The following is a 17,718-nucleotide window of genomic DNA, read 5'->3' on the forward strand; positions in this document are numbered from 1 at the left end:
CCTCTACACTTACGTATTATCTCAACGCTAACGTGAACAAGAGAGGTGTGGGTGAAGAGCTATTTGGTCGGTGGTGCAGTACGTGACGCGTTGTTAGGGCTACCGGTTAAAGACAGAGACTGGGTTGTGGTCGGCGCAACGCCTGCCCAAATGCTTGAGCTGGGCTATCAACAGGTTGGGCGCGATTTCCCGGTGTTTTTGCACCCACAAACCCGTGAAGAGTACGCCCTCGCCCGTACTGAACGGAAAAACGGCTACGGCTATACCGGGTTTGTTTGTTATGCCGCGCCTGACGTCACCCTGGAACAGGATTTATTGCGTCGCGATTTGACGATTAACGCCATCGCGCTGGATGAAAACGGCGAGTTTGTCGACCCGTATAACGGACGTGCAGATATTGAAAAGCGGCTGCTGCGCCACGTTTCCGGGGCGTTCAATGAGGATCCGCTGCGCGTGCTGCGCGTGGCGCGTTTCGCCGCTCGTTTCGCCCATCTCAATTTCACCATCGCCGAAGAAACCCAGGCGCTGATGCGGGAAATGACCGAGGCCGGCGAACTGACCCATCTCACCCCTGAGCGGGTCTGGAAAGAGACCGAAAACGCGCTGCGCTCCCATAATCCGCATATTTTTTTCAAAGTGCTGCGCGACTGTGGGGCGCTGAATGTGCTGTTCCCGGAACTGGATGCGCTGTTCGGCGTGCCCGCGCCGGAAAAGTGGCACCCGGAAATCGACACCGGCGTGCATGTGCTGATGACGCTCTCTATGGCGGCGATGCTCAGCCCGGACGTTGACGTGCGTTTCGCCACCCTGACGCATGATGTGGGCAAAGGCCTTACGCCGCCGCGCCTCTGGCCCCGTCATCACGGACATGGCCCGGCAGGCGTTCCGCTGGTGGAGAACATGTGCCAGCGACTGCGGGTGCCGAACGAGATCCGCGACCTCGCCAGACTGGTGGCGGAGTTTCACGATCTCATCCATACCCTGCCGATTTTGCAGCCAAAAACTATCGTGAAGCTGTTTGATTCTATCGACGCCTGGCGCAAACCTCAGCGCGTAGAGCAGATTGCATTAACCAGCGAAGCAGACGTGCGCGGACGCCAGGGGTTTGAAGGCTGCGATTATCCACAAGGACGATTACTGCGCGAGGCGTGGGAAGTGGCGAAAGCGGTGTCACCCAAAGAGGTGGTCGCGGACGGGTTCAAAGGTATTGAGGTACGCGAAGAACTGACCAAACGGCGTATCAGAGCGGTCGCGCGCTGGAAAGAACAACGCTGCCCCCAGCCCTGAAGCCGGGGGCGTAGTATCACATAAAGACCACGTACACTGCCGCCGCGACGATAAACCGGTAGATGGCGAACGGGATGAACGAAATCCGTTTGATAATTTGCAGGAAGGTTTTAATGGCCACCAGCGCCACCAAAAACGCGGTGACAAACCCTACGGCGAACATAGGAATATCGGCGGCGGTCAGGAAGTGAAAACTTTTATACAGATCGAGCGCCGTCGCGCCCATCATCATCGGCACCGCCAGTATGAATGAGAATTCCGATGCTGCGTAACGGCTGACGCCCACCAGCATCCCGCCGGAGATGGTTGCGCCGGAACGCGAAAAGCCCGGCCACAGCGCCAGACACTGGAAACAGCCAATGGCAAACGCCTGGCGGTAGGTCATATCATCCAGACCGGGGGCACGCGGCTCTTTGGGCTTAAAGAGTTCCGCCGCAATCAGCAACACCCCGCCAACGACCAGCGCGTACATCACGTTGATCGGGTTAAACAGCGATTTAATCAGATCGTGAAACACCAGTCCCAGCACTACCGCCGGTATCATGCCCAGCAAAATGTGGATCAATGACAGACGGCCCCGGCCCATCCCCTCGTGAGGCGCACGGCCAAAATGGATGCCGATCAGGCTGAACAGGCGGCGCCAGAACATCACCACAACCGCCAGGATCGACCCCAGCTGTATGACCACTTCAAACGTCTTGGCCGTTTCCCCTTCAAAGCCCAGAAGATGGCCCACGATAATCATATGCCCGGTGCTGGAAACCGGCAGAAACTCGGTTAAGCCTTCAACGACGCCGAGAATCGCCGCAATAACCAGCGAATGCAAATCGCCCATGAATTGTCCTCGTACCCCAAAAAAATCAAAAAAAACGGCGGGCGCAATGCGCTTGCCGTAAAAGCCCGAGCTATAAGACAGATAGAGCTGCGTTAGGTTTAAAAATTATTAACTTAAATGATTTGATTAGGATTATGGCCACGCTGAATGATAACGCCCACATTAGCCGCCTGCGCCACCGCGCCGGGTTTGCTGATTTTGATTTTCACCCACGGCGTGTTGAAGCGGGTAAGCAGCAGCTCCGCCACCTCTTCCGCCACGCGTTCCACCAGCGCAAATTTACCGCCCTGAACGTGGCTGATGATGGCCTCGCTGACGTCGGCATAGCTCAGGCAATCCGCCACGTCGTCGCTTTTTCCCGCCGGACGGTTGTCCCACGCCATTTCGATATCGAACATTAACTTCTGTTCGATGGTTTGCTCCCAGTCGTAAACACCAATAGTGGTGATTATCGAAAGTTGCTCTATAAATACTATATCCATCATCACCTGCCTGTTTTTAGCGCGCCCGGATACCACTTCCGGCAAATTATGCGTATTATCCACAGATGCAGAGAATAAAACGACATTTTCAAAACGGAACAGCGTTATGAGTGCAATCGCGCCTGGAATGATCCTCCTTGCGTACCTTTGCGGCTCAATTTCCAGCGCCATTTTGGTCTGCCGTATCGCAGGTTTGCCCGATCCGCGCGACAGCGGCTCCGGTAATCCCGGGGCAACCAACGTCTTACGCATAGGTGGCAAGGGAGCAGCCGTAGCGGTACTGATTTTCGACGTGCTGAAAGGCATGCTGCCCGTCTGGGGCGCCTACGCGCTGGGTCTCTCTCCGTTCTGGTTAGGCTTAGTCGCCATTGCCGCCTGCCTGGGCCATATCTGGCCGGTATTCTTTGGCTTTCGCGGCGGCAAAGGCGTCGCCACGGCTTTTGGCGCGATCGCCCCTATCGGCTGGGACCTTACCGGGGTAATGGCGGGTACCTGGCTGCTGAGCGTGTTGCTTAGCGGATACTCCTCTGTCGGTGCGATCGTTAGCGCGTTAATCGCCCCGTTTTACGTCTGGTGGTTTAAGCCCCAGTTTACCTTCCCGGTTTCTATGCTCTCCTGCCTGATTTTGCTGCGTCATCACGACAATATTCAGCGCTTATGGCGCGGGCAGGAAACCAAAATCTGGCAAAAGCTGAAAAGAAAGCAAAAAAAAGAAGAGCGCTAAGCTCTTCTTTGCTGTCAGGCGGCTGGCAGCTCCGCCAGCGGCCAGCGCGGACGTACCGAAACGCGTAAATCGGTGTCGCCCCCCGCTTTTAAACGTACCATGCCCGCATAAGCAATCATCGCGCCGTTATCAGTGCAAAACTCGGGGCGGGCGTAGAACACTTCGCCGCCGCGTTTTTTCATCATCTCAGCCAGTCTGGCGCGCAGCGTGCGGTTAGCGCTTACGCCACCCGCCATCACCAGGCGCTTAAAGCCGGTTTGCTCCAGCGCGCGGCGGCATTTGATCATCAGCGTATCCACGACGGCATCTTCAAACGCGCGGGCGATATCTGCATGGGTTTGCAGATCGGGCGCATTATCGCGAATCGTGTTGGCGGCAAAGGTTTTCAGGCCCGAGAAGCTGAAGTCCAGACCCGGACGGTCGGTCATCGGTCGCGGGAAGGTAAAGCGCCCGGGAGTGCCGTTGGCGGCCAGTTTCGACAGCATCGGGCCGCCGGGATAATCCAGGCCCAGCAATTTGGCTGTTTTATCAAAGGCTTCGCCAGCGGCGTCGTCAATGGACTCGCCCAGCAATTGGTATGCGCCGATGCCGGTAACGGAAATCAGCTGGGTATGACCGCCGGAGACCAGCAGCGCGACAAACGGGAATTCAGGTGGATTCTCTTCCAGCATCGGAGCCAGCAGATGCCCTTCCATATGATGCACCGGCACCGCAGGCACGTTCCAGGCAAAGGCCAGCGCGCGCCCGACAGTTGCGCCGACCAGCAGCGCGCCGACCAGGCCAGGGCCTGCGGTATAGGCCACCGCATCGATATCGCTGGCGTTAAGCCCGGCGTTTTTCATCGCTTCCTGAATCAGGGGCACGGTTTTACGGACGTGATCGCGGGACGCCAGTTCTGGCACCACGCCGCCGTAATCCGCGTGCAGTTTTACCTGGCTATACAGCTCGTTAGCCAATAGCCCCTTTTCATCGTCGTAAATAGCGATGCCGGTCTCATCGCAGGATGTTTCAATACCCAATACACGCATGCTTATTTTTACCTCTTTTGCCTGCGCCGCAGTGTATGCGCAGAGGTCGCCATTGTAAAACATTGCTCATCGGCCTGCGGGATAGTGTATAATCCCCGCCCCTGTAAGAATGCCACCGAAAAGCGGTTTTTGTTCCTCCTGTTGCTTTACAAAGCATCAGCAGTTGCAGTAAAATTCCGCACCATTTTGAATTAAGCTGGCGTTGATGCCAGCAGCAAACCGATTTAATCAAAGGTGAGAGGCACATGCCGGTAATTAAAGTACGTGAAAACGAGCCGTTCGACGTAGCACTGCGTCGCTTCAAACGTTCCTGTGAAAAAGCAGGTGTTCTGGCGGAAGTTCGTCGTCGTGAGTTCTATGAAAAACCGACTACCGAACGTAAACGCGCCAAAGCTTCTGCTGTGAAACGTCACGCGAAGAAACTGGCTCGCGAAAACGCACGCCGTACTCGTCTGTACTAATCTCTGGAGGGGACTCCCCTCCTTTCAGACCGAGTTGTAGTTGTAAAGGCCGTGCTTCCGAAAGGAATGCGCGGCTTATTTTCGTTTATGAACTGACATCCCTACGCTTTTTGCCCCCGCTTCGCCGTCTTGCGATTGCGTTTATGGTTAGCAGAAAGTTAACGGGTAAATGGGGCTTATGGCTGGACGAATCCCACGTGTCTTTATTAATGACCTGCTGGCTCGTACCGATATCGTCGACCTCGTTGACGCGCGGGTAAAGCTCAAGAAACAGGGCAAAAATTACCACGCGTGCTGTCCGTTCCATAATGAAAAAACGCCTTCATTTACCGTAAACGGCGAAAAGCAGTTCTACCATTGCTTTGGCTGTGGTGCGCACGGTAATGCCATCGACTTTTTGATGAATTACGACAAGCTCGAATTCGTCGAAACCGTTGAAGAGCTGGCGGCGATGCATAACCTGGACGTGCCTTACGAGGCGGGAACCGGGCCGAGCCAGATCGAACGCCATCAGCGGCAGAATTTGTATCAACTGCTGGATGGCCTGAGTACGTTTTATCAACAATCCCTGACGCAATCGAATGCCAGTGACGCGCGTGAATATCTTTCCCGACGCGGTTTAAGCGCCGATGTCATTTCGCGCTTCGCTATCGGTTATGCGCCTGCCGGTTGGGACAACGTGCTCAAGCGCTTCGGCGGCAACGAGGAAAACCGTCAGTCGCTGATTGACGCCGGTATGTTGGTCACCAACGATCGCGGCCGCAGTTACGACCGTTTCCGCGAACGGGTCATGTTCCCGATCCGTGATAAACGGGGCCGGGTGATTGGTTTTGGCGGTCGTGTACTGGGCGACGGCCAGCCTAAGTATTTGAACTCGCCGGAAACCGACATTTTCCATAAAGGTCGCCAGCTGTATGGCCTGTATGAAGCGCAGCAGAGCAGCCCTGAACCGGCGCGCCTGCTGGTGGTCGAAGGCTATATGGATGTGGTTGCGCTGGCGCAATACGACATCAACTATGCGGTCGCGTCGTTAGGCACCTCGACCACAGCTGACCATATTCAGCTGCTGTTTCGGGTGACCAACAACGTCATTTGCTGTTATGACGGCGACCGGGCCGGACGGGACGCGGCGTGGCGCGCGCTGGAAACGGCGCTGCCTTATATGACCGATGGTCGGCAGTTGCGCTTTATGTTTCTGCCGGACGGCGAAGACCCGGATACGCTGGTGCGCAAAGAAGGTAAGGACGCGTTTGAAGCGCGCATGGAGCAGGCCCAGCCGCTCTCAACCTTCTTGTTTAACAGCCTGATGCCGCAGGTGGATTTGAGTACGCCAGATGGCCGTGCGCAGTTAAGCACGCTGGCGCTGCCGCTGATCACTCAGGTGCCCGGCGAGACGCTGCGAATCTATCTGCGCCAGGAATTAGGAAAAAAGCTCGGTATCCTTGATGACAGCGCGCTGGAGCGCCTGATGCCGAAGCAGGCTGACGCTGCGGTACGTGCCGCGCCAACGCTAAAACGCACAACCATGCGTATACTGATAGGACTGCTGTTGCAGAACCCTGAGCTTGCGCCGCAGGTGCCGCCGCTGGATGCGCTGGATAAAGACAAACTGCCTGGACTTGGCTTATTTGCCGAACTGGTCAACACTTGTTTGTCACAGCCAGGTCTGACCACCGGCCAGCTTTTAGAGCAATATCGCGGTACAAAAGAGTCCGCCACCCTTGAAAAACTGTCGATGTGGGACGATATAGCAGATAAAGACATCGCAGAAAAAACGTTCACCGACTCACTCAATCATATGTTTGATTCGATGCTTGAACAGCGCCAGGAAGAGCTGATAGCTCGCGAGCGCACGCACGGTTTAAGCAGCGAAGAACGCCGGGAACTCTGGAGATTGAACCAGGAACTGGCAAAAAAATGAATTCCGCGGCTTAACTGCCGATTATCGTTCGGGTGGACCCCCGAAGGCCGCAAAGAGGTGCTGCGGCATGAAAATAAATCAGCCCTCGCTCGTTATTGTTGGCGGTCACGCCTGCCGACACAACCCTCATGAAATAAGTGTGGATACCGTCTTATGGAGCAAAACCCGCAGTCACAGCTGAAGCTTCTCGTCACTCGTGGTAAGGAGCAAGGCTATCTGACCTATGCCGAGGTCAATGACCATCTGCCGGAAGATATCGTCGACTCCGATCAGATCGAAGACATCATCCAAATGATCAACGACATGGGCATCCAGGTGATGGAAGAAGCACCGGACGCCGATGATCTGCTGCTTGCTGAAAACTCAAACAGCACTGATGAAGATGCAGAAGAAGCTGCTGCCCAGGTACTGTCCAGCGTTGAGTCTGAAATCGGGCGCACCACCGACCCGGTTCGTATGTACATGCGTGAAATGGGTACTGTTGAACTGTTGACCCGCGAAGGCGAAATCGACATCGCTAAACGCATTGAAGACGGGATCAACCAGGTCCAGTGTTCGGTTGCCGAGTATCCGGAAGCCATCACCTATCTGCTGGAGCAGTACGATCGCGTTGAAGCGGGCGAAGCTCGCCTGTCTGACTTGATCACCGGTTTTGTCGACCCGAACGCGGAAGAAGATCTCGCGCCGACCGCGACCCACGTGGGCTCAGAACTGTCCAGCGAAGAGCTGGAAGATGATGAAGATGAAGACGAAGATGACGACGCCGACGACAGCAGCGATGACGACAACACCATTGACCCGGAACTGGCCCGTGAGAAGTTCAGCGAACTTCGCACCCAGTACGAAGCCGCGCGTGTTGTCATCAAAGCGAAAGGCCGCAGCGATAAAGCCGCGCAGGAAGAGATCCTGAAGCTGTCTGAAGTCTTCAAGCAGTTCCGTCTGGTGCCGAAGCAGTTCGATTACCTGGTTAACAGCATGCGTATCATGATGGACCGCGTGCGTACCCAGGAACGTATCATCATGAAGATGTGCGTTGAACAATGCAAAATGCCGAAGAAAAACTTCATCACGCTGTTTACCGGTAATGAAACCAGCGAGACCTGGTTCACCGCTGCGCTGGCCATGAATAAACCCTGGTCTGAAAAGCTGAAAGACGTCGCTGAAGATGTGCATCGCAGCCTGCAAAAACTGCAGCAGATCGAAGAAGAAACCGGCCTGACCATCGAGCAGGTTAAAGATATCAACCGTCGCATGTCTATCGGTGAAGCAAAAGCTCGCCGCGCCAAGAAAGAGATGGTTGAAGCGAACCTGCGTCTGGTGATTTCTATCGCCAAGAAATACACCAACCGCGGTCTGCAATTCCTGGATCTGATTCAGGAAGGTAATATCGGTCTGATGAAAGCGGTAGACAAGTTTGAATACCGTCGTGGTTATAAGTTCTCCACCTATGCTACATGGTGGATCCGTCAGGCAATCACCCGCTCTATCGCGGATCAGGCGCGCACCATTCGTATTCCGGTGCATATGATTGAGACCATCAACAAACTCAACCGTATCTCCCGCCAGATGCTGCAGGAAATGGGCCGTGAGCCGACGCCGGAAGAACTCGCCGAGCGCATGCTGATGCCGGAAGACAAAATCCGCAAAGTGCTGAAAATCGCTAAAGAGCCTATCTCTATGGAAACGCCGATTGGCGACGATGAAGATTCGCATTTAGGGGATTTCATTGAGGATACCACCCTCGAACTGCCTCTGGATTCTGCTACCACTGAGAGCCTGCGTGCCGCCACGCACGATGTGCTGGCAGGCCTGACAGCCCGTGAAGCAAAAGTGCTGCGTATGCGTTTTGGTATCGATATGAACACCGACCATACGCTGGAAGAAGTGGGTAAACAGTTTGACGTAACCCGCGAACGTATCCGTCAGATCGAAGCCAAGGCGCTGCGTAAACTGCGCCACCCGAGCCGTTCTGAAGTGCTGCGTAGCTTCCTGGACGATTAATTCTAAACATCACGTTAAAAACCCTCTTCGCGAGGGTTTTTTTATGCCTGGTTATAGCCCACGAAATACCAGCGCTTCGTCCAGTTCCCGGTACGCTTCCACCAGTTTATCCAGTGATGCGCGATTCAACCCGCTGGGATTGGGCAGCACCCATACTTCCGTCTCACCAATGGTTAACGTCTGCTTACCCCATTTCACGCCACGCTGGCTGAATGCCTGCTCAAAGGCCTTTTTACCTAATACCGCTAACGCAGCTGGCTGATAATCATTGATTTTGCGGATAAGCTCGCGTCCACCGGTGCGCAACTCATGCAGCCCGACCTCATTCGCCTGCACCGTTGGACGCTCCACCAGCATGGTGATCCCACAGCGGGTGTCCAGCAGTTGCTGCTCTTCTTGCGGAAGTAGCTGTTTATCGGTAAACCCAGCCTGATGAATAACTTTCCAGAATCGGTTACCCGGATGCGCGAAATGGAATCCAGTGTGGGCAGACGATTTGCCCGGGTTAATCCCGCAAAACACAACTCTTAACCCTGGTGCTAAAATGTCGCTAATCATGCTTTCTCCCGATAACTTACGGATTCTTAAAGTATAAAAAACCGCGTTTAAATTGCCGATAAAAGCAGCAGCCGCGCGGTAATGGCTGGATTGAGGACAGCACATCCATTATAATCCAGCGCCACGGCCCCTTAGCTCAGTGGTTAGAGCAGGCGACTCATAATCGCTTGGTCGTTGGTTCAAACCCAACAGGGGCCACCAGATAAAACAAGGGCTTACGTTAACAACGTAAGCCCTTTGTTATTAGGGATGATTTGGGTTTGCTTCGTATCACTGACGCCCGAAGAGGGGTGAAAGCGCCCGTACAGATTAACCTGTATGTGATTCATCAACGCACATCTGCGCCCGGAGTTGTTCCCGCATAAAAGAAGTAAAATACTCAGGATTTTTAATAATCACCCGATCGCCGGATGCTATTTTCTCGGCCCATCCCGCCACTTTTTGCGTGAAGCCAGCATTCCACCCCTCCCTTTCCCCCCGAGCCGTCACGTCGGCCACACTGGCCGGTACGCCCAACTCTTTTAAATACTTCAATAATCCTTTCGTTGTGCTTTCATCCATAGGATGCGGCACAGACGCTGAAGTATTCATACCGTTAATGAAGTCCAATGCTTTATCAATTACTGCTGGCATAGTCTTATCCTTAAAATTAACCACGTAATAAATGAGCCTTTAACGGGAAGTAAAATAAACGGCAATATCAAAGGGCGTCCCCCCCTGACAGGCCAAAAGCTCAAGCCTCTTTCACCATAGCAAATCCCCCGCGCAAACCCACCTGTCAGCACCGGAATTGAGATATGACATCATCATTTCCTGCCAAAAATAAAAAAGAGCCAGCGGGCAATCCTCTGGCTCCTTGTTCTTTAGCGTAGAGATACGCCCAGCCTGAAACTCAACCCGCGCTCCGGGTCCACTATGATGCCTCGCCCTGTGGAGGTGGATTTCCCCGCAACCGGTAAAAGGGTAGGCCTTTAACGCAGGTAATTGATCTGTTTGATTTAAAACGGAGAGTGTATGTGGATTTACGCAGGCAAAGCCAGCCGCTGTGCTGCGGCTGGCTCGTTTTATCCGGGATGCGTTCAGGCTCCGGTCAGAATTTCCAGGATACGCTGCCCGCAATGCTGCGTTCAGCGCCAAAGTAGCAGTACGAGAGCGAGTTACAGGCGGCCACATAGCTTTTATCCGTCAGATTATTGACGTTAAGCTGCGCGCTCAAACCCTTTATACCCAGCTTTGACAGGTCGTAACCCACCATCATATCCACCAGGGTATACGACGGCAGCGTATGGGTATTCTGGCGATCGCTGGTTACGCCGTTAACATAACGCACGCCCGAGCCGACGGTTAATCCGTCCAGCGGACCGGTTTTCACGTCATAACTCAGCCAGGCGCTGGCCATGTTGCGCGGCGCGTAAACGGCACGTTTCCCCTGCTCTTCCGGGCTGCTTTTCTTGTAACGGATATCCGTGTAGGTATACGCCGCCTGCATCCGCAGGCTGTCGGTCAACTGCCCTACCGCTTCCAGCTCCACGCCCTCGGATTCAATTTCGCCGATGGAGCGATACGGATCGGTTGGCTCCTCTTTGGTGGCGATATTTTCCTGATTGATGCGGAACACCGAGGCGCTGAACTGGCTGTTCCACCCTTCCGGCTCATATTTCACGCCCGCTTCCCACTGTTTGCCCTTCATCGGCTCCAGAATATTGCCATTCTCATCGGCAAAGCTGGTTGGCGTAAAGGCGGTGGAGTAGCTCACATACGGCGCAACCCCGCTGTCAAACAGATACAACAGCGCCGCGCGGCTGCTGAAGTTATTCTTATCCAGATCGCTGCGGGTGTTGTTGAAATTATCGATATTCGACACGCTGACCTGGTCGTAGCGGCCGCCGAGCGTCAGACGCCAGCGGTCAAGCGACATCTGATCCTGAAGGTAATATCCGGTCTGGCGCAGCTTGTGCTTCTCTTTGCTGTACATAGTGATGTCATCGGGCTGTGCACCGTACACCGGATGGAATGCGTTAATCGGCGGGAAAGCGCCATAATAGCCGGTGGTGTGGTTGCTGCGATCCTGATAATCCATGCCAATCAATACCCGATGGTTAATCGCCCCGGTATCGAAACTGCCGTCGATCTGGTTATCCAGAGTGATGGCGTTCATTTTCTCATCAGAACCGGAATAGCCGCGATTCAGCTCGGTTTCATTCAGCCAGTCCGCCGCATAAACCTGGTTCAGCTCCACTTTGGTGTGCAGATAACGCAGCTTCTGGCGTACCGACCAACCGCTATCGAACATATGCTCGATGTTGTAGCCAACCATGTTCTCGCGACGGTCGTATTTATCGTAATCGTCCTCGCCTTCAAAGAAGGTGTTGGAAATTTTATTGCCGTCATGCGGGACCACCGTACCGTCATAAGGCAAACCAGAATGGCTGCCGCCCTCTGGATCGCGGTGCAGATAGGCCATCAGATCGAGGCGCGTATTATCGGTAATGCGCCATGTCAGGCCTGGCATTAGCGCATAACGCTCTTCTTTTAGCGGATCGAACTGGGAATCGGCGTAACGGGTCATGCCGCTCAGGCGCACCGCCACACGATCGTTGTCGTCCAGCGGACCGGTAACGTCGAACATCGCCCCACGTTGCTCATTATTTCCGGCGAAAAGTTTAATCTCCCCGCCAGGATCGAACGACGGCTTGCGCGAGGTCAGCGCCACAATGCCCCCCGGCGATGAGCGCCCGTACAGCACAGAGGCCGGGCCGCGCACTACTTCAATATTTTCCAGGAACCACGGGTCGACCACCAGCGAACTGTGGGAATTGGTATCGCCCATCATCTTCAGGCCGTCGAGATAGACGTTATCGAGACTGCCGTCCGAGAAACCGCGCAGCACGATATAGTCAAAGCGATTCGACGCGCCAATCTGATTGCTGTAAACGCCCGGCGTATAACTCACCGCCTGACGCACGCTGGTTGCGCCCTGCTCTTCAAACTGCCCGCGCGTGACGATGGATACCGACTGCGGCGTTTCAATATCCGGCGTTGCCACTTTGGTCGCGCCGCTCAGCAGCTGTGACGTAACCACAACGGTATCGGTTTTTTGCGTATCCTGCGCCATTAAGGGAAAAGTGAGACTGCCGGTAACCCATCCCACCAGCAGCGCCAGCCGCGATTTAGCGAACATGAACATCTCCAGAAAGCATTTCTAATTGTTAATAAGAATTATTACCTTTTTTGATGCGCAAACGGCTATGCGCGACGCCAGATTGCGTATGCGCGCTGCCAAACCGTTGCGGTGTTATTCGCAAAGAGGGAGAAAATGGGTTAGCCGCCCGGGCGAATATTGCCGGGCGAGACGCCATAGCGACGGCGAAAAGCGGTGGAAAAATTGGTGGCATGCTGATAGCCCGAGATCCAGGCGGCGTGCTGAACGCTATGACCTTCCAGCAAATAGCGCCGCGCCAGGGCCAGCCGGCAATCGCGTAAATAATCAAATACCGTGCAGCCGTAGGTCTGGCGGAACTTGCTGCGCAAACTGCTGGGGCTCATCGCTGCCTGCGCCGCCAGCTCAGCCAGCGAATAATCGCGCTCCGGCGCGCTCTCCAGCTGTTCCCGCACTCGCTCCAGACGGTGCTGTTCACAACGCACCGGCGCACTATTGCGCTGCGCGTTTTCCTGACGCGCGCTCAACCCCTGCCCCAACAGCTGGAGCATCAGGCCCTCCAGCATTAACTGGCGCGCGACGCCGTGAGTCCTGCTCTGGCGAACATGCACCAGCCCGGAAAGCAAAAAGCCCGGCACCTGCCAGACAAACGTCGACGGCCCGTGCATTTCCCACTCCCGCAACAGCGAATCGAGCATTCCATTGCGCCAGGCATCGCCAGGATACACGCCCAGTGACAGGGTTTTCAGCTTACATTCCGCCGTATGGCGCGCATTCATGGTCTGATGTTCATAAAGGCTGGAACTGAACGCCATTCCGGCGCGTACCACATACTCCTGACCGTTAAGGGTTAAAACCACGCAGCCTTCCAGCACCACCAGGGTGTACAGCGGGCTGCTGTAGCGTGAAAAGGTTTCGTAAGGCTGAAGAACCTGCACGTCCGAATGGGTCAGTGAAATGCCTGGGGCGAGGGCGATCTCTTCCACATCGCCCTGCAAAACCGGCGCATCGGCCTGATGAGGAGAAGCCAGCAGCGGGAAGCGGTAATCGATGCCGTAACGTTCGCCGAACCCCTGAAAGTCGCGGACAAAAAAGACTTTTTGCTGCGGGGGCTGGTGTGGATATGGCCGGGTTAGCGTTGCGTCATTCATGCCTGCATCTACCATAACAGTGGAAGACGCACCTTATCATTCCCGGCAGCGCCCGGCAATTTAAGTGATAACTATTCTCAGTAACACCCCTGTCAGAAGCAATGCAGGCGGCTACTGACAGGCAACAGGCAACAGGCAATAGAGTCGTTCTCGCGATTGACAGGGTTATACAGGGGAAATTTCTGCAAACCACATCCAGTTAGCGCCCCCTTCTCCCCACTCCGTGCCTGAAATCACTATCAACCCCGTTTCGCTGTCTTCTAACACTCGCGCCGTTAACGGGATATCTTCACGGGAAACGTGATGAATTGCCTTACCTTTATACAAACTGCCTGATTTTTTAATCAGGGAAACCGTATATTTTTCGCCATAATGCACCAAATCAAATGAGAGACTTCCATCTCTGATAACCAGATCGGTAAATTTTCCCTCTTCGCTTTTTCCATAAAAAACAGCTTTACCTTCAAATGATTCCATTATTATCTCCTGAGTAATGTGTGCTTCACGCTAGCCGATCATCGGCCAAATTTCCCTGATCTGTAGTGATGAAAGCGATTATCGTGGCTGCGGCGCAAGCGGGCGCTGCTCCACAGCAACCAATACCGTGCTACTCCTTTTATCCGCTTTTTATTCTTTGGTAGTATTTGCTCGAATATTTCCAGATTCCGGGTATTTTATTGGCGTTGGGTAGCCCCGGGCGGCTGCCGTCAGGCACTATTTTTACTGCGGATTTATTCGCAGCTTTAAGAAGTTTTGGAGAGGTTCCATGTTTCATCCAAAGCAAAGCGGCAAACCCGCTTTGATTTCGCGTGTGTTGGTCAAACGCATCAGCGTAATACTGGCTGCCATCGCACGCCATCCGCTGATGGTGGGTGCGTTATTGCTTTTATATGTCGTCTTCCCTATCCCTAAAAATAACGGGCTTATTCAGGCTGCACTTTCTGCCCGTGATTTTCCGGAAACCGCGCTGGGCGCGCTGATATTCTCCGCACTGCTGATGGCCGTGATTTACGCCTTCGCCCTCTTTGCTCGTCAGATCCTGACGGCGTTTCGCAACGACGAGTAATGCCATGAAATCTCAGGGACTTGCACTGATTATCGGTACCGTGGTGTTAATTAACGCCGCCAGCTCTCATGCTCGAACGTCATCGGGAACGGTGCGTCTACTGGCGGGGCTGCATGCTGCCAGAGCGTCGCTGCCGCCCTGGAAATTCTGGCCCGGCGGGCCACGTCGCGCGGTACTGCCGCAGCGCAGACGCACCCGGGTAGTGCAGAGGAGCTAAAGACAGGTTAGCAGGGCGCGAGAAGCGCCTTTTTTATTGCCTTTATGCCAATATTGCGAGACAGATTCCTGTTAATTCCTTAATAAGATATTGCGCGCTATCGCTGGCTCGATAATATATCCCACGACATGGTTATTTTAATATCCATTATCATAGAAAATTAGCAACCCTTTATCACCGTTGATTAGTGGTTCGCATTATAATAATCCCTAACCTAAACTGTGCGCATGTTATTAAGATTAATCCAATAGGCAAATAAATACCTTTTTCCGTTACATTCAAATAACATCAAGGATACGCCATTAACATGGTTTTTTAAGGCTATTTTAATTGACGTGACCCATTTCAATATTTTTTTGAGCCAGATCGTTTATTTTTAAATATGCGATAATGCTGTAAAGATGCGGGCTGAAAGTATGATGAATAAATACAAGTTACATGAATTTTTGGATGTAAAACGCCTTCAGACCCTGCAGGACAACTTTTCAAAATCAATGATGATCGCGCTGGTGGTGGTGGATGAGAATGGCGTCCCGGTCACTAAGCCCAGCGGGTTTTCAGACTTCTGCGCGCGTTCACGCCTCAACCCGACGCTGGCCCACCACTGTTATGAAAGCGACAACGCCGGTGGCCGTGCCGCAATGCATGCTCGTGAACCTGTGGTCTATCGCTGCTACTGCGGTTTTGTCGAGTTTGCCGTACCGATCATGATTAATGATCATTATCTCGGCGCATTTATTTCCGGCCAGGTAAAAGTTGAAGAAGAGAAAGAACAAAGCATTCCCTATATTCTGAATAACAATGACGTCTGGGAAGAGAATCCGTGGTTAATTAATTTACACCAGAATACACGTCGCATGCCGTATGAGCGGTTTGAGTCTACCGCCTCGACGTTATTGCACGTATCGTCTTATCTGGTCGAACAGGCCCATGCGAATAATATCCAGCGCGAGCTACGTAAAAAAGATCTTGAGTTGACTAATGAATTAAGAAAACGTGTAGAGATTGAACGTTCATTACATGAAGCGGAATTTAAAGCGCTCTCTTACCAGATAAACCCCCACTTTTTATTTAACGTATTAAATACCATTGGCCGATTAGCTTTTCTGGAAGATGCGCAACGCACCGAAACCATGGTGCACGATTTCTCTGACATGATGCGCTATTTGTTACGTAAAAATAATCGCGGTCTGATTACGCTGCGTAATGAAATGAATTACGTCAACAGCTATATGTCGATCCAAAAAGTGCGCATGAGCGACCGCTTCGATTACCTGTGCGATATCCCGGAAAAGTATCTGGATGTGGTCTGCCCGTTTTTAATTCTCCAACCGCTGGTGGAAAACTTCTTCAACTACGTGGTGGAACCGCGAGACAGCAGTAGCCATTTGCTGATCCGCGCCACGGATGACGGGCAGGACGTCATTATCGAAGTTACCGACAACGGCGACGGCATCGCGCCGGATGCCATCAACCGCATTTTGTCAGGCGACCAAAACCTGCAAAAAGGCAGTATTGGCATTAACAACATAAAAAATAGATTGAAGCTGTTATTTGGCGAGCGCTATGGCCTGGAAATCATGAGCCCTAACAAACCCAGGATGGGCACAACCATTAAACTTCGGTTCCCGATGCTGGAAGCCTGATATCAGGAAGAGGACATATGTTTAACATTGTTATCGTTGAAGATGAGCCCATCGAATTAGAATCCCTGCGGCGGATTATTTCCCAGTGCGTGGAGAATGCCGTGATCCATGAAGCCTCAACCGGTAAAAAAGCGATTCAACTGATCGACCAACTGAACCAAATCGACATGATCTTCGTGGACATTAATATTCCGTTGCCGAATGGCAACCAGGTTATTGAATATCTGAAGAAAAAGAACAGTGATACCAAAGTCATCGTTACCACAGCCAATGACGACTTTGATATCGTGCGCAGCATGTACAACCTGAAAGTGGATGATTACCTGCTCAAGCCGGTGAAAAAAAGCATTCTGACTGACACCATCAAAAGAACCCTGGCGTTCGACGAGGGGGACAATGAAAAATCCCGCGCCCTGAAGCAGAAAGTGTTTGCCATGATAGACAACTGCGATTACGCCCAGTGGCACAGCTTCATTTTTGACACCATCAACGGCGCCTGTCCGGTGGATATGATGGAAGAAGATAAGCGCAAAGACGTGACTGATTTTCTGGAAATCGTTAGCCACTATATGACTGCGAAAGGGGAAAAATTAGCGCCCACCAACCGCAAAGTCGCCGCGCTGATCAAAGACATCAATCAGTATGGCGTGATGGAAAGCCGCTATTTCCGCATCATGATCAGCCTGCTGACCATTAGCGAAGAGCTGTTTGATTACGCCTTCAAGAGCTATACCGGGAACATCGATTTTATCGAACGGGCGAAATTCCATATTGAGAAAAATATTCTCAGAAACCTGACGCTGGATGACGTGGCGGCAAAATCGTTTGTCAGCTCCTGCTATCTGAGCCGCGCCTTTAAGAAAATTACCGGCATCGGGTTTTCGAATTATATTGCCACGCGCAAAATGACTATCGCCAAATCGTTATTGCAGTTCAGCGATTTAAAAGTGAATACCATTGCGCTGGAGCTGGCATATCAGGATTCAAATTATTTTTGCCGTATCTTTAAAAAAGAGACCGGCATGGCCCCCTCCGATTATCGGAAAGTCGTGAGCCCCGGGGATTACGCGGCGATGGCGTGATTTTGCGCTGGCACGATAATGAAAACAAAATAGTCCAACACACCCGCAAGATAGTTTACGCCCACTTGTCTGGTTGCCCCCTAAGATAGGAATAAACCT

Annotated in this window: 17 protein-coding genes and 1 tRNA gene; 10 read left to right on the forward strand and 8 right to left on the reverse strand. The window is 53.0% G+C overall.

Going from position 1 to position 17,718, the window contains the following annotated elements; genetic code table 11:
* The first annotated feature begins 51 nt into the window (after window positions 1–51).
* Window positions 52–1,287, forward strand: coding sequence for a multifunctional CCA addition/repair protein (locus GV764_RS04805; protein ID WP_161659143.1), 1,236 nt, complete (start codon window positions 52–54; stop codon window positions 1,285–1,287).
* 16 nt (window positions 1,288–1,303) lie between these two features.
* Here the strand turns inward: GV764_RS04805 and bacA are convergent, their stop codons facing one another.
* Complete coding sequence (gene bacA / locus GV764_RS04810; protein ID WP_161659144.1) at window positions 1,304–2,122, reverse strand: undecaprenyl-diphosphate phosphatase; 819 nt, start codon at window positions 2,120–2,122, stop codon at window positions 1,304–1,306.
* 113 nt (window positions 2,123–2,235) lie between these two features.
* On the reverse strand, window positions 2,236–2,604 hold the full coding sequence (gene folB, locus GV764_RS04815) for a bifunctional dihydroneopterin aldolase/7,8-dihydroneopterin epimerase (RefSeq protein ID WP_161659211.1): 369 nt from the start codon (window positions 2,602–2,604) through the stop codon (window positions 2,236–2,238).
* Window positions 2,605–2,710: 106 nt separating this feature from the next.
* On the opposite strand from folB, the gene plsY reads away from it, so the two are divergent.
* Window positions 2,711–3,328 (forward strand): glycerol-3-phosphate 1-O-acyltransferase PlsY, encoded by a 618-nt coding sequence (plsY, locus tag GV764_RS04820; protein ID WP_161659145.1) that lies wholly within the window; start codon window positions 2,711–2,713, stop codon window positions 3,326–3,328.
* Window positions 3,329–3,342: 14 nt separating this feature from the next.
* Here the strand turns inward: plsY and tsaD are convergent, their stop codons facing one another.
* Window positions 3,343–4,356: a tRNA (adenosine(37)-N6)-threonylcarbamoyltransferase complex transferase subunit TsaD gene (gene tsaD / locus GV764_RS04825; RefSeq protein ID WP_161659146.1), complete on the reverse strand. Its 1,014-nt coding sequence runs from the start codon at window positions 4,354–4,356 to the stop codon at window positions 3,343–3,345.
* 245 nt (window positions 4,357–4,601) lie between these two features.
* On the opposite strand from tsaD, the gene rpsU reads away from it, so the two are divergent.
* From rpsU to rpoD, 3 genes are all read left to right on the forward strand, one after another.
* A complete protein-coding gene (gene rpsU / locus GV764_RS04830; RefSeq protein ID WP_001144069.1) occupies window positions 4,602–4,817 on the forward strand; it encodes a 30S ribosomal protein S21 in 216 nt (71 codons plus the stop codon).
* A 178-nt stretch (window positions 4,818–4,995) separates the two neighbouring features.
* Complete coding sequence (dnaG, locus tag GV764_RS04835; protein WP_161659147.1) at window positions 4,996–6,738, forward strand: DNA primase; 1,743 nt, start codon at window positions 4,996–4,998, stop codon at window positions 6,736–6,738.
* Between the two features lie 153 nt (window positions 6,739–6,891).
* Complete coding sequence (gene rpoD, locus GV764_RS04840; RefSeq protein ID WP_161659148.1) at window positions 6,892–8,739, forward strand: RNA polymerase sigma factor RpoD; 1,848 nt, start codon at window positions 6,892–6,894, stop codon at window positions 8,737–8,739.
* A 51-nt stretch (window positions 8,740–8,790) separates the two neighbouring features.
* On the opposite strand, the gene mug is transcribed toward rpoD, so the two are convergent.
* Entirely contained in the window at window positions 8,791–9,297 is a 507-nt protein-coding gene (gene mug / locus GV764_RS04845; RefSeq protein ID WP_161659149.1) for a G/U mismatch-specific DNA glycosylase, read from the reverse strand.
* A gap of 125 nt (window positions 9,298–9,422) precedes the next feature.
* On the opposite strand from mug, the gene GV764_RS04850 reads away from it, so the two are divergent.
* Window positions 9,423–9,498: transfer RNA gene (locus GV764_RS04850), tRNA-Ile, on the forward strand.
* A 108-nt stretch (window positions 9,499–9,606) separates the two neighbouring features.
* Here GV764_RS04850 and GV764_RS04855 read toward each other — a convergent pair.
* The 4 genes from GV764_RS04855 to GV764_RS04870 all read right to left on the reverse strand — a co-directional run bounded on the left by GV764_RS04855 (window position 9,607) and on the right by GV764_RS04870 (window position 14,085).
* Window positions 9,607–9,930 (reverse strand): DUF1889 family protein, encoded by a 324-nt coding sequence (locus tag GV764_RS04855; protein ID WP_201743065.1) that lies wholly within the window; start codon window positions 9,928–9,930, stop codon window positions 9,607–9,609.
* Between the two features lie 457 nt (window positions 9,931–10,387).
* The gene (gene foxA, locus GV764_RS04860) at window positions 10,388–12,478 is read right to left on the reverse strand and encodes a ferrioxamine B receptor FoxA (protein ID WP_161659151.1); all 2,091 of its coding nucleotides are present in this window, start codon (window positions 12,476–12,478) and stop codon (window positions 10,388–10,390) included.
* A 140-nt stretch (window positions 12,479–12,618) separates the two neighbouring features.
* Window positions 12,619–13,608 carry a helix-turn-helix transcriptional regulator gene (locus GV764_RS04865; RefSeq protein WP_161659152.1) on the reverse strand — a complete coding sequence of 330 codons (990 nt, stop codon included), beginning with the start codon at window positions 13,606–13,608 and terminating at the stop codon, window positions 12,619–12,621.
* Window positions 13,609–13,773: 165 nt separating this feature from the next.
* A complete protein-coding gene (locus GV764_RS04870; protein ID WP_161659153.1) occupies window positions 13,774–14,085 on the reverse strand; it encodes a hypothetical protein in 312 nt (103 codons plus the stop codon).
* A gap of 289 nt (window positions 14,086–14,374) precedes the next feature.
* On the opposite strand from GV764_RS04870, the gene GV764_RS04875 reads away from it, so the two are divergent.
* The 4 genes from GV764_RS04875 to GV764_RS04890 all read left to right on the forward strand — a co-directional run bounded on the left by GV764_RS04875 (window position 14,375) and on the right by GV764_RS04890 (window position 17,619).
* Window positions 14,375–14,674, forward strand: coding sequence for a hypothetical protein (locus GV764_RS04875; RefSeq protein ID WP_161659154.1), 300 nt, complete (start codon window positions 14,375–14,377; stop codon window positions 14,672–14,674).
* Between the two features lie 4 nt (window positions 14,675–14,678).
* On the forward strand, window positions 14,679–14,891 hold the full coding sequence (locus GV764_RS04880) for a hypothetical protein (RefSeq protein ID WP_125293741.1): 213 nt from the start codon (window positions 14,679–14,681) through the stop codon (window positions 14,889–14,891).
* A 416-nt stretch (window positions 14,892–15,307) separates the two neighbouring features.
* Window positions 15,308–16,537 (forward strand): sensor histidine kinase, encoded by a 1,230-nt coding sequence (locus GV764_RS04885; RefSeq protein WP_161659155.1) that lies wholly within the window; start codon window positions 15,308–15,310, stop codon window positions 16,535–16,537.
* A 17-nt stretch (window positions 16,538–16,554) separates the two neighbouring features.
* The gene (locus GV764_RS04890; RefSeq protein WP_161659156.1) at window positions 16,555–17,619 is read left to right on the forward strand and encodes an AraC family transcriptional regulator; all 1,065 of its coding nucleotides are present in this window, start codon (window positions 16,555–16,557) and stop codon (window positions 17,617–17,619) included.
* The last annotated feature ends 99 nt before the right edge of the window (window positions 17,620–17,718 follow it).

Origin of the sequence: Atlantibacter hermannii (genome assembly GCF_009907385.1) — a bacterium.
In the GTDB taxonomy this organism is placed as follows: domain Bacteria; phylum Pseudomonadota; class Gammaproteobacteria; order Enterobacterales; family Enterobacteriaceae; genus Atlantibacter; species Atlantibacter hermannii_A.

Coding starts and splice junctions, on each gene's coding strand:
- bacA (WP_161659144.1), bottom strand. CDS start 2,122: ATGGGCGATTTGCATTCGCTGGTTATTGCGGCGATTCTCGGCGTCGTT.
- folB (WP_161659211.1), bottom strand. CDS start 2,604: ATGGATATAGTATTTATAGAGCAACTTTCGATAATCACCACTATTGGT.
- plsY (WP_161659145.1), top strand. CDS start 2,711: ATGAGTGCAATCGCGCCTGGAATGATCCTCCTTGCGTACCTTTGCGGC.
- tsaD (WP_161659146.1), bottom strand. CDS start 4,356: ATGCGTGTATTGGGTATTGAAACATCCTGCGATGAGACCGGCATCGCT.
- rpsU (WP_001144069.1), top strand. CDS start 4,602: ATGCCGGTAATTAAAGTACGTGAAAACGAGCCGTTCGACGTAGCACTG.
- dnaG (WP_161659147.1), top strand. CDS start 4,996: ATGGCTGGACGAATCCCACGTGTCTTTATTAATGACCTGCTGGCTCGT.
- rpoD (WP_161659148.1), top strand. CDS start 6,892: ATGGAGCAAAACCCGCAGTCACAGCTGAAGCTTCTCGTCACTCGTGGT.
- mug (WP_161659149.1), bottom strand. CDS start 9,297: ATGATTAGCGACATTTTAGCACCAGGGTTAAGAGTTGTGTTTTGCGGG.
- GV764_RS04855 (WP_201743065.1), bottom strand. CDS start 9,930: ATGCCAGCAGTAATTGATAAAGCATTGGACTTCATTAACGGTATGAAT.
- foxA (WP_161659151.1), bottom strand. CDS start 12,478: ATGTTCGCTAAATCGCGGCTGGCGCTGCTGGTGGGATGGGTTACCGGC.
- GV764_RS04865 (WP_161659152.1), bottom strand. CDS start 13,608: ATGAATGACGCAACGCTAACCCGGCCATATCCACACCAGCCCCCGCAG.
- GV764_RS04870 (WP_161659153.1), bottom strand. CDS start 14,085: ATGGAATCATTTGAAGGTAAAGCTGTTTTTTATGGAAAAAGCGAAGAG.
- GV764_RS04875 (WP_161659154.1), top strand. CDS start 14,375: ATGTTTCATCCAAAGCAAAGCGGCAAACCCGCTTTGATTTCGCGTGTG.
- GV764_RS04880 (WP_125293741.1), top strand. CDS start 14,679: ATGAAATCTCAGGGACTTGCACTGATTATCGGTACCGTGGTGTTAATT.
- GV764_RS04885 (WP_161659155.1), top strand. CDS start 15,308: ATGATGAATAAATACAAGTTACATGAATTTTTGGATGTAAAACGCCTT.
- GV764_RS04890 (WP_161659156.1), top strand. CDS start 16,555: ATGTTTAACATTGTTATCGTTGAAGATGAGCCCATCGAATTAGAATCC.